General features: G+C 50.1%; 6 protein-coding genes and 2 pseudogenes. 7 read left to right on the top strand and 1 reads right to left on the bottom strand.

Translation table 11 applies throughout. From position 1 onward, the window contains the following. Nucleotides 1-415: 415 nt before the first annotated feature. On the bottom strand, nucleotides 416-1,660 hold the full coding sequence (locus C7B77_RS14145) for an FAD-dependent oxidoreductase (RefSeq protein ID WP_106305791.1): 1,245 nt from the start codon (nucleotides 1,658-1,660) through the stop codon (nucleotides 416-418). A 472-nt stretch (nucleotides 1,661-2,132) separates the two neighbouring features. Between C7B77_RS14145 and C7B77_RS14140 the strand changes: the two genes are divergently transcribed. The 7 genes and pseudogenes from C7B77_RS14140 to C7B77_RS14105 all read left to right on the top strand — a co-directional run bounded on the left by C7B77_RS14140 (nucleotide 2,133) and on the right by C7B77_RS14105 (nucleotide 10,730). After that, nucleotides 2,133-2,900 carry a DUF6920 family protein gene (locus C7B77_RS14140; RefSeq protein WP_106305788.1) on the top strand — a complete coding sequence of 256 codons (768 nt, stop codon included), beginning with the start codon at nucleotides 2,133-2,135 and terminating at the stop codon, nucleotides 2,898-2,900. Between the two features lie 6 nt (nucleotides 2,901-2,906). After that, nucleotides 2,907-3,776 carry a 2-oxo acid dehydrogenase subunit E2 gene (locus C7B77_RS14135; RefSeq protein ID WP_106305785.1) on the top strand — a complete coding sequence of 290 codons (870 nt, stop codon included), beginning with the start codon at nucleotides 2,907-2,909 and terminating at the stop codon, nucleotides 3,774-3,776. Between the two features lie 278 nt (nucleotides 3,777-4,054). After that, nucleotides 4,055-4,552 (top strand): annotated as a pseudogene (locus C7B77_RS14130) (photosynthetic reaction center family protein); the annotation flags it as partial. Between the two features lie 100 nt (nucleotides 4,553-4,652). Further along, a pseudogene (locus C7B77_RS14125) lies at nucleotides 4,653-5,618 on the top strand (RNA-guided endonuclease InsQ/TnpB family protein); the annotation flags it as partial. Nucleotides 5,619-5,945: 327 nt separating this feature from the next. Beyond that, a complete protein-coding gene (locus C7B77_RS14115) occupies nucleotides 5,946-7,160 on the top strand; it encodes a sigma-70 family RNA polymerase sigma factor (protein WP_106305782.1) in 1,215 nt (404 codons plus the stop codon). Beyond that, nucleotides 7,157-8,305 carry a DUF1822 family protein gene (locus C7B77_RS14110; protein WP_106305779.1) on the top strand — a complete coding sequence of 383 codons (1,149 nt, stop codon included), beginning with the start codon at nucleotides 7,157-7,159 and terminating at the stop codon, nucleotides 8,303-8,305. The genes C7B77_RS14115 and C7B77_RS14110 overlap by 4 nt, the downstream gene beginning before the upstream one ends. 13 nt (nucleotides 8,306-8,318) lie before the next feature. After that, a complete protein-coding gene (locus C7B77_RS14105) occupies nucleotides 8,319-10,730 on the top strand; it encodes a CHASE2 domain-containing protein (protein WP_106305776.1) in 2,412 nt (803 codons plus the stop codon). The last annotated feature ends 73 nt before the right edge of the window (nucleotides 10,731-10,803 follow it).

The following is a 10,803-nucleotide window of genomic DNA, read 5'->3' as shown; positions in this document are numbered from 1 at the left end:
CGCCATGCAATTGCGATCGAACGGCTGCGAGTTCGTCATTGGGCATCGATGTGCCCACGATCGCCGGATCGGCATAGGATTGCCCCCGATACTTTGAGATTAAGAGAACAATATGAGAAACTCGTATCGATTCTTCAGGGGAGCGACTGAAATCACGCGGAGGTTTCCTCCGCATGTGTTTCAGTCAAGACAGAGGCTACGCCAACGCCTGAATTGCGAGAATTTATGTAGCATTACTGTTCTCGATCGACACTTCTGAATATTGTTAAATTTTGGTATCAATTAAAATCTCACCGATCGAACTTGAAATGCGATCGGTGAGATAATCATAACGATCGGAGAGACGAGATCTTTGATTTACTTAACTTCGACCTTGACGACTTTTTTCTTGTCTTCATTCAAACAAGGTTAACGATTAACATCGAACGCGAACTGGAAATACCCCCAACCCGATTAAACGTGGTGGGAGATAGCGGAACCAGGGTAAACGCATTAACCAAGGCAATTTGAAATCTGTGTCGGTGGTGGCTAAAGCTTGGGCAACGATTCGGTTTTGGACGATCGATTGAAAACCTTGGATAATTCGCGTTGGTAGTTCGCGTTGACGTTGAACTTTTGCCAAGTCGGTAATTGCGATCGAACCAGATTTGAGTGGCTGACTGAGCAGATTTGCGGCGACGACTGCATCCTGAATCGCATAATTAATGCCCACTCCAGCAACGGGAGACATCGGATGGGCAGCATCACCAATTAATAATAAACCCATTCGATACCATCGATCGACTCGTCCTGATTCGACTGAGAGAAAGGCGATTTGCGACCAATCTTGTAATAGTTCGACTCGATCGATTAGTTCTGGAGCTGTTGCTACAATAGACTCTCGCAATGCTGATAATCCCGCATGGCGAATCTGCTGATAACCATCCTTGGGGAAAATATAGGCGATTTGCCATTGTTCGCCTCGATCTACCATTGCCATCATCGCGCCTTTACCAATCCGTCCACTCAATCCGGCTGGTTCGCTCGCATGGCGGGGGAGCCGGAACCACAAGACATCGAGCGGGGGTGTATTTCCAGTCGAGACTTCACCGATTAATTCCCGCACTTTGGAGTGCCTCCCATCCGCACCTACTGTCAGTAGCGCGCGGATTTCGTGCCAGCCACCATGCCCTCGATAGCGGACACCGCGAATTGTATCGCCTTCAGTGACTAATTCTTGGACATTCGCGCCCATTATCGCTTGGAAATTCGGATACTGCTGGGCTTGAGCGACGATAAACTCCAGAAACTTGACTTGGGGCATCACCGTAATAAACGGATATTTGGTATTTAACCCTCGGAAATCAGCATGGAATGGTTCGCCGCTGGGTGGTTGAATATTCAGTTCCGAAATTTTGGTGTGGGGTAGAGCTAACAATCGATCGGCTAACCCCAATTCTGCCATAATTTCCATCGTTGAAGGATGAATCGTATCACCCCGAAAATCTCGATCTAAATCTCGATGAACTTCAAGCAAGATAACTTTTATCCCCTGTCGGGCTAAAAGTAGAGCTAATACGGCTCCAGCAGGGCCACCACCGACGATACAGCAGTCAGTTTGCCGGACATCTAAGATATCTGGTGTAGCCGCTACAGGGACGGCTAGCGTTGGGTTATTCATATGTGTACCTGCAATGTTTCCCAAGCAAATCGGCGATTCAATTATCAGATTAGTCGTAAATGCTGAGGAACTTGTGAGAGTTTAGCTCTGAATTTCAGCTAGCCCGTTCGCAGATTTTAAAATATATCAATCGACAGAGATTTGCTCACAATTTCCTCATGTTTTTCTCATAGCCTGAAAGATAATCGATGTATTTATCGTTACGGTGTATTGTCAATTTTTGTTGCTAATTAGCTAAAGTGCGATCGACAGGGCGTGATGTCTGACTCGTCTAATTAATCTATTTGGCTTGGGTGTCATCTTGCTATGGCAATTCGATCGATCGAAACCCCCCTTGGCTGTCTAGAGTTAATTTCAGCTCGTCTTTGTTCGCGAGTTCCCCACAAACTTAGCCGAGATTGAAAGACAAGTCGAGACAGGTCATTAAACGCCCAACGCAGGTTAAATCTAATTCTAATTAGTAGAGACTATTATGACTGAAACTATCGCTAAGATCGCAGATATTTCGATCGAGCAGCTTTGGGACTCAGCTCCTATAGCCGAACGAATTTTTAAGCCCAACTCGCTCACCCGCTTGCCCGAAGCCGCTCGACGCTATCTTCACTACGCAATTGCGCCTGGTGCCAAACTAGCCTCCGCCGTTAGATTGTGGATGCATGGCGAAATCAAACTCGGTCAAAAATGGCATCACTTCACAGGTGAGGAAGTAATTTGCTGGCATCGGGGAATGATTTGGCGGGCGACGACTTGGATGCAGGGTTTGCCAATCTGGGGATCGGATAAAGTTGTCGATGGCATCAGTGACGTGCAGTGGAAAATGCTAGGCTTATTTCCAGTAATGCAGGCCAATGGTGCAGATGTCACGCGTTCTGGTACGGGGCGGATGCAGGGTGAGTCGGTGTGGTTGCCGTCCGTGTTGTGTCATCCCGATATCGTTTGGACGGAAATGGATAAAGCGCATGTGCGCGCCAATTTTACCGCACTGGGCGAACAGGCGGAACTCGTGCTGGGAATCGATCGATTTGGCGGATTGGAGCAAGTAAAGTTCTTACGGTGGGGCAACCCTGAAGGTGGCAAGCATCACTATGTAGATTTTGGCGGCGTGGTAGAAGCAGATGGGACATTTGGCGATTACACGATTCCGACTCAGTTGCGGTTGGGTTGGTTTTTTGATAGCGAACGCTTTGAATCTGAGGGTGAATTTTTCCGCTGCACGATCGATAATGCCATTTATCGATAATCGAACATGGAACCAGTAGATCTCATCGGTAGCTTTGAAACCCGCAATTTTCCTAGTTTCCGCAACCCGACGATCGATACACTCAACTGGGGTCGTCACCGCCATCATATCCCCATCTTAGTAGAAATTGATGTCACGGCGGCTCGCGCGGCCATCCACGCGCTCAAAGTGAAGATGGGAAAGGGGATAAGTTTTACGGGCTGGATCGTCAAATGTCTGGCGCAAGCAGTCAGCGAACACAAATACGTCCATGCTCTGCGTAATGGTAAACGGCAGCTCGTCATTTTTGATGATGTGGATGTGTCGATTGTTATCGAACGTGCCGTTGCGGGCGAGAAATTGCCGATGCCTTATATCATTCGCAAAGCAAATGAGAAAACTCTCGCTCGGATCCATGCCGAAATCCGCACAGCACAAACATCACCAGTTGAAGTCGAGACAGTCCAGCTTGGCTCGACCCAGACAGCATGGCTGACGCAAATCTTTATGCTGCTACCGCAGTTTGTGCGCGACTTGTTGTTTTGGCAACCCTTATTTCGCGACCCCTTCCGCATCAAGCGGATGATGGGTACTGTCTCCGTGACCGCTGTAGGCATGTTCGGCGGTGGCGGCATGAGTTGGGGCATTCCCATTGGCATCCATCCTTTACTAATTGCCGTGGGCGGAATTGCCAAGCGACCAGGCGTTATCGACAATCGCATGGAGATCCGCGAGTATGTGGGCATGACCGTAATGTTCGACCACGATGTGACCGACGGCGCGCCAGTGGCTCGCTTTATGAAACGATTGCAAGAATTGATGACTAGTGGATATGGGTTAGAAACAGCCCCAATGGGCGATATCCACGACCCGATCGATCCACAAATTGAGGCGTAACTATGCAAGGAATGTTTAGAAATAAAGCTGCTGTCATGACAACGTAGCTTAGATAAAAACTATGAGGAAATTATGAGGATTGAGAATAGTCGCAAAAATGTTTATTTAGGTCGATTGTTACAGATTTTAAAAAAATCTGGCAGATCTAAAAACAATGCGAACAGATGCAAATTAGTCGATCGATAAATCTACTGCAACACCCAGAATATGCTTATTCACAACTTCCTCAAATTATCGATCTACGATTTTTGTTGAAATGAGTTGAGGAGGTCGAACTGATGAGTACTACAATTCAAACTCGTTGGCGATCCGATGATTTTAGTGTCTGGGAGCGGTTTTGTCAGTGGATTACCAGCACCGAAAATCGACTGTATATCGGTTGGTTTGGCGTGTTGATGATTCCCACCTTCCTGACTGCTACCATCTGTTTTATCATCGCCTTTATTACCGCTCCTGGGGTCGATATGGAGGGCATCCGCGACCCGATCGAGGGTGCTCTACTCGCTGGAAATAACTTCATTACTGCTGCTGTCATCCCAACTTCGGCGGCGATCGGATTGCACTTTTACCCGCTCTGGGATGCCGCTTCGATCGATGAATGGCTCTACAATGGCGGCCCTTATCAATTAATCGTGCTACACTTCCTAATTGGCATTTGGTGCTATTTAGGACGGTTGTGGGAACTGAGCTATCGGCTCGGTGCTCGTCCGTGGATTGCGGCGGCTTTTTCGGCTCCAGCAGCGGCGGCAACTGCGGTGCTATTAATTTATCCGATCTATCTATGGTGAGGTTTTCGATCGCACGTCCGCTCTAGTTACAACAGGAATAGATCGATGAAATCAAACTACCCTAATCAAATTACTGCCCTGTGGACGTCTCCAAACGGCGTTTACCAACTTCTTTGCTGGTCGGGCGAAATATCCCAACTTTAAGAAGAAACGCAATGGCGGTAGTGCTGAATTTACTAAGTCCGCTTTCCGCTGGAGAGATGGACAGGTATTCTTGGCTAAATGTACCGAAGCCTTGCCAATTCATTGGTCTAGGCAAATTCCCGAAGGTTGCACCCCCTCTACAATTACTGTCAAGCTGACGGCGGCGGGTAAATGGTTTGTCTCCCTGCTGGTAGATGACCATACAGTTCAACCACTCCCTAAAACTGATAAACAAATCGGTTTGGACATGGGCGTGACTAGCCTGATTGCTACTAGTAATGGGGATAAGATTGCCAATCCCAAACACTTTAAGCGACTTCGCCAAAAGTTGAAACGGGTGCAAACAGCACTGTCTCGAAAACAAAAAGGGAGTAATAACCGACATAAGGCGCGAGTAGCGGTGGCTCGTGTCCACGCTCAAATTACCGATGCTCGGACAGATTTTTTGCATAAACTGACAACTCAACTGATTCGTGAAAATCAAACGATCGTAGTTGAGGATTTGGCCGTTAAGAATATGCTCAAAAATCACAAGCTGGCAAACTCCATTAGCGATGCTAGTTGGGGTGAATTGATTCGCCAGCTTACCTACAAATGTGAGTGGTATGGGCGAGAACTGATTAAAATCGACCGATGGTTTCCCAGCTCGAAAAGATGCGGAAACTGCGGGCATGTTGTCGATAAACTGCCGTTGAATATTAGAGAGTGGGAGTGTGGTGTCTGCCATGCAAAACACGATCGGGATATCAACGCCAGTAAAAATATTTTGGCGGCTGGGCTAGCCGTTTCAGTCTGTGGAGCAACTGTAAGACCCGAAGAGAGTAAATCTCGGAAGCGACGCATCGACTCGGAGGTTTCCTCCGAGTTGTGTGCGTCAAGACAGGCTGGTGCCTTGAAGCAGAAACCTTAGTTGCGAAGCTAGGGAATCCCCGTCCGTTCTACGGCGGGGTGGATGTCAAGAGAAACATCAAGAGCGTTTATTTAGCGAGTAATTAAACTAAAAGATCGCGATGGCACTTTCTGAAAGCTATAGCCCCAAATTTATGGAGAAGTTGGGGCTTGTTTCGATCGGTCTCATTTTTAATATGTGGTGATGTTTGCGACGATCGACAATCCTTAGTTCTCCATCGGTTTGGGTGCAGATCTTTTCGTTTTTTAAGCAAAAATTAGTTTTTACGGAGGGATCGGTTACGATCGAGCAATACAATGGCTCTATACTTCCCTCTTGGCTTAACTGATGCGTCAGCGCAAAGATTTAATCGAGATATTTTCGGCATTTTTGCAATTTGAGTCCGATCGACCGACGCTGTGGGCGATCGATCCGCGTTTGCATCGGAGTATGACGCGCGCTGTAGCGGCAGAAGCTCGCGGTAGTGAGGATTTTTGGGCGGTGTATTGGCTGAGGCAATATGACAAACAGCGGGATACGCTGAGTCCGGCTCTGCGTCAGGCAATCGGGCACTTGGCGGCTTATTTGCAGGAAACTTGTTTTTGGTCGGTAAATCGGGTGATGCCGCGTGTGGGTTCGGTACAGATGAAGTTGTCGGATTGTTTTCAGGTGGCGATCGCGGATGTCCCGAAGCTATTGCAAGCCTTTGATGCCTCGAAGCCGACGGGGTTGAAGACTTATGCCAATACGGTGTTTGGGAATTGTTTGCGCGATTATTTGCGGCAACGCAAGGAGGTAGATTTTTGTAGCGAATGGGGATTGTTACAGAAAATCAGTCGCAAACGGCTATTAGACGCGCTCACAGCTAGTAATTTCGATGCGGCGATGCGCGATCGCTATTATTTGGCGTGGAAGGCTCTAACTAGTAATCATAGCTCGGACAAATCGCCCAAACTGCGGACGATCGAAGCTCCCGATGCCCAGACATGGGAACTAATCGCCCGATCGTTCGATCGAGAGCGCAAAGATTTTCCCCACGTCGCCGCCGCTACGCCTAAAGAACTCGAAAAATGGTTGCTGGATGCGGCGAAAAAGGTGCGGAGCTATCTCTATCCGACGGTTAATTCTTTGAATGTCAAGAAGGGCGACGATACGGAAGCCGATTGGGAAAGCGATTTAGTTGGCAACGATGTTTCGCCAATGGAAGCTCTAGAGGAACGAGAAGCCACAGCCGAACGTCAGAGCCAACAACAGCAAATGGTGGCGGTGTTGCACGAAGCGATCGAGAAACTCGACGCACCCGCACGAGAGCTGTTGACTTTATATTATCGCGATGGCGCGACTCAACAACATATCGCCCAGCAACTAGCGATTCCTCAATACGCCGTATCGCGGAAGCTCTCTAAGGTGCGGCAAACTTTACTCAAAGCAATTTTGGAGTGGGGACAGAATACTTTGCATATTGCGCCAACTTCAGACGTGATTAATTCTATCAGCGCGCTCTTGGAAGAGTGGCTGGAATCATTTTATGCCCGAACCGCACGATCGGGAGCATCGCTATGAACCAACTTATCCCGATTACGCAACTCGCCCTGCCCATTCCCGCACCGATGAGCGATGCCGCTTGGCAACAAGCGCAGGCTGGTGGTTCGATCGAGGCGATGTGGAATGTTTACCTCAACCAAATTGCTACCGAATTATTGTGCGAGGATCTCGCCGTAGATTTTCCGCAGATTCGGGTCTGGCCAGACGCAGATATTTGGCAATTTGTCAATGGTAGCGTGTTGGAACTCAACAATAAGCGGCTGGTGCTGTTGCCATCCAGAGCGATCGACAATAGCGAATTAGTTATTCCCCAGGAATGGGTCGATATTCCCGCTTGGGCGGGCGATTACTTCTTGGCGGTACAAATCGACCCCGATGCCGAATTGCTGCATTGCTGGGGCTATACGACGCATCAGATGCTTAAATCGAAGGCTCGATACGACGCAGTCGATCGCACTTACCATCTCGACGCCTACCAGCTAATTGCCGATGTATCTGGGTTGTGGGCGATTCAGGAACTCAATCCCACCGAAGTTACTCAAGCGGCGATCGCGCCCTTAGCGAGCGTGGCGACAACTCAAGCGGAGAATTTGCTCCAGCGATTGGCGACAGTGCCCGATCCGCGCTTAGAGATTCCGTTTGGATTGTGGGGTGCCTTGGCGAGCGATCGAACTTGGCGATCGCGATTGGTGGAATTGCGTCAAGGTGCAACTTCGTCCCCGCGTACTGCCGCAAATCGGCTGGGCGATTGGCTGCAAAATGCGTTCGCCACTGGTTGGCAAGCCGTCGAGGACTTTTTGGGTGAAGATGCAGAATTAGCATTTGCACTGCGTCAAACGGCAACGGCAACGCCGATCGTGCGCCGAGTCAAAGCCTTGCAATTGCCAGATTGCTTGCTGTTACTATTGGTTTCAGTAGAAGTAGAAACAGCCGATCGCCTAAGTATTCAGGTGCAACTGAGAGCGGACGATCGCACCGCCACCCTGCCTGCGGGTATCTGCTTAGAACTGCTGTCTAGCGATGATGAAGTTGTCCGTTCGGTGGTGGCGCGCGATCGAGATAATGCAATTCAGTTACCGCGATTTCGCTCGGAATCGGGCACGGGATTTAAAATTCAAGTGCGATCGGGCGAGACGACTGTGTGCGAATCTTTTCTGGTTTAGCTAGGCGCGAATTATGGAACGTCTGCTCGTACTGAATTTAGGGAATGGTAACACCCAGACAGGTTTGCCGAGTATCATCGCCCAACTTTGGGACGAGGCGACGGCGCAGCCGATGCAGATGGCGGGCAGCCTGCCAGCGATGCCAGAATTAGCCCGATCGATGCAGCAATGGCAAACCTTATATTTCGCGCTCTACGCCCATTTAGGGTGGCGACGAATCGATACCCGCAGCTTTGAATTTGACATTGATGAGGCAGATGTCACCCATATTTCGCAAGCCGAATTTGAATCGGTGTGCCAGCAACTCCAAATCTGTCTGAATCAATGGTTGAATGCCGATGGTTTTCAACAAATCCAACGGCGGATTCGCACCCATCTGAGTCCGGACGATCGGATTCGGATCGCGATCGCCGCTCAGGATTCGAGTGTATTGCAATTACCTTGGCAGTTATGGCAACTCCTAGAAGATTATCCCACAGCGGAAATTGCCTTGAGTCCGGCAGAATATGCCCGATCGCAGCCAGTCGGCTCCCAGGTTAAACCAGAGCGAGTCAGCATTCTGGCAATTTTAGGCAACAGTCAAGGCATCGATGTCGAATACGATCGACAGATTCTATCCCAATTGCCGCACGCTAACATCCATTGGCTTGTCGAGCCGAGTAGCGAGCAGTTACAGGCACAACTTTGGGATGGTAAATGGGACATGCTATTTTTTGCCGGACATAGCTCCAGTCAAGAGCGCGGTTGTATGCAGATTAATAGCACCGAAACCCTGACGATCGATCGCTTGAAATATGGCTTGAAACGCGCGATCTCCAATGGGCTAAAACTAGCCATCTTCAACTCCTGCGACGGTTTGGGCTTGGCGTGGGACTTAGCCGATCTGCGCATTCCCCAAACGATCGTCATGCGCCAACCCGTACCCGATCGCGTGGCGCAGGCATTTTTGACTACCTTTCTCCAAACCTTTGCTGCGGGGCGATCGTTATATGCTGCCGTGCGCGAAGCCAGGGAAAAATTAGAGCTACTAGAGCGCGACTTCCCTTGTGCCACCTGGCTGCCAGTTATCTGCCAAAATCCGGCAGAACCTGCGGCGGTGTGGGCAGATTGGTATCAAGCACAAAGCCAAACGGTAGCATTACCCCCACCGATACGATCTGGTTCTGTGCCCACCCAGCGAACTTGGTGGCAATCTGTGTGGCAATCGGCACTCTCGATCGCGGCTTGTAGTGCGATCGGTACCGGACTCACCCTCGGCGCAAAAACGCTCGGTTGGCTGCAACCATTGGAACTAGCGGCATACGATCGGTTAATGCAATCTCGCCCGATCGAACCTGCCGATCCGCGCCTGCTCATCGTCACCCTCACCGACGACGATGTCCGCGCCCAACGCCGTCAAACCGCATCAGGTTCGATCTCTGACGAATCTCTAGCCAAACTGCTGCAAATACTCGATCGCGCCCAACCCAGTGCGATCGGTTTAGATATTTATCGAGATTTTAAGACCGAATTACCCGCGCTCAAATCTCAGCTAGCTAACAACGATCGGCTCATTACCATCTGCAAACGTCCCGATCCTCGCGACGATACCGTGGGTGTTTCCCCCGCCCCAGAAGTGCCGCCCACAGCCGTCGGCTTTAGCGATTTCGTGCAAGATTACGACGGAGCGGTGCGGCGACAGCTCGTTGCCATGAACCCCACCTCGACATCCCAATGTCAAGCGGGCAACGCCTTGAGTACCCTACTCGCCATGCGGTATTTAGCAGATCGACAACTACCGATCGAGTTTTCGCAACAAAACGTACTCCGCCTGGGCAAACTCCAGATCGCCCCCCTAGCCGAAAATGCAGGCGGCTATTACGCCCAGGACGCCCAAGGACTCCAAGTGATGCTCAACTATCGTCGCACCGCCCAAGGCATCGCCCAAACAGTCACCTTAGAGCAAGCTCTGTCCGGCGAGCTACCTGTCGCCGCAATTAAAGATCGGATTATCCTGATTGGTTCGGTCAATCCGAGCAGCAATGATTTTTGGCCGACCCCCTTCGGCTCTGGGTTTGCCCAGCAACAGCCCGGTGTCTTCGTCCATGCCCAAATGGTCAGCCAAATGCTCGGTGCCGTAGCCAACGAACGCCCCTTACTCTATCCAGTAACTTTGCCACAAGCGATCGCCATCTCGATCGTCACAGCGATCGGCGGTGGTGCGATCGCCTGCGTCCGCAACAGATATTACCGTTGGCTGTTACTAGGCGGTGCGGCGATCGCTATTTATGGTGTTGCTGGGCTGGGCTTGACTGGAGGCGTCTGGTTGCCAGTTGGGATGCAACTCCTATCCCTGACTGGAACCTGGCTCTTAGTCTCTGGATCGCGATCGGCGATCGTTCCTTTGCCAATATGGTCGCAAAAGAATTCAAGAATTGATAATTGATAATTGCCGAAGCCTTGAAAGACCTACCGCATACCAACAAGTTATTTGAGTTGCTACGTAGTCCCATTACCCC

The organism is Chamaesiphon polymorphus CCALA 037 (assembly GCF_003003845.1).
GTDB classification, from domain to species: Bacteria; Cyanobacteriota; Cyanobacteriia; order Cyanobacteriales; family Chamaesiphonaceae; genus Chamaesiphon; species Chamaesiphon polymorphus.
The sequence above is the reverse complement of the archived record's forward strand: the minus strand, read 5'-3'. Positions and strand labels throughout refer to the sequence as shown.

Bases quoted from the DNA above. Each gene is read 5' to 3' on its own strand.
- C7B77_RS14110 (WP_106305779.1), top strand. From the start codon at position 7,157: ATGAACCAACTTATCCCGATTACGCAACTCGCCCTGCCCATTCCCGCA.
- C7B77_RS14105 (WP_106305776.1), top strand. From the start codon at position 8,319: ATGGAACGTCTGCTCGTACTGAATTTAGGGAATGGTAACACCCAGACA.
- C7B77_RS14115 (WP_106305782.1), top strand. From the start codon at position 5,946: ATGCGTCAGCGCAAAGATTTAATCGAGATATTTTCGGCATTTTTGCAA.
- C7B77_RS14145 (WP_106305791.1), bottom strand. From the start codon at position 1,660: ATGAATAACCCAACGCTAGCCGTCCCTGTAGCGGCTACACCAGATATC.
- C7B77_RS14140 (WP_106305788.1), top strand. From the start codon at position 2,133: ATGACTGAAACTATCGCTAAGATCGCAGATATTTCGATCGAGCAGCTT.
- C7B77_RS14135 (WP_106305785.1), top strand. From the start codon at position 2,907: ATGGAACCAGTAGATCTCATCGGTAGCTTTGAAACCCGCAATTTTCCT.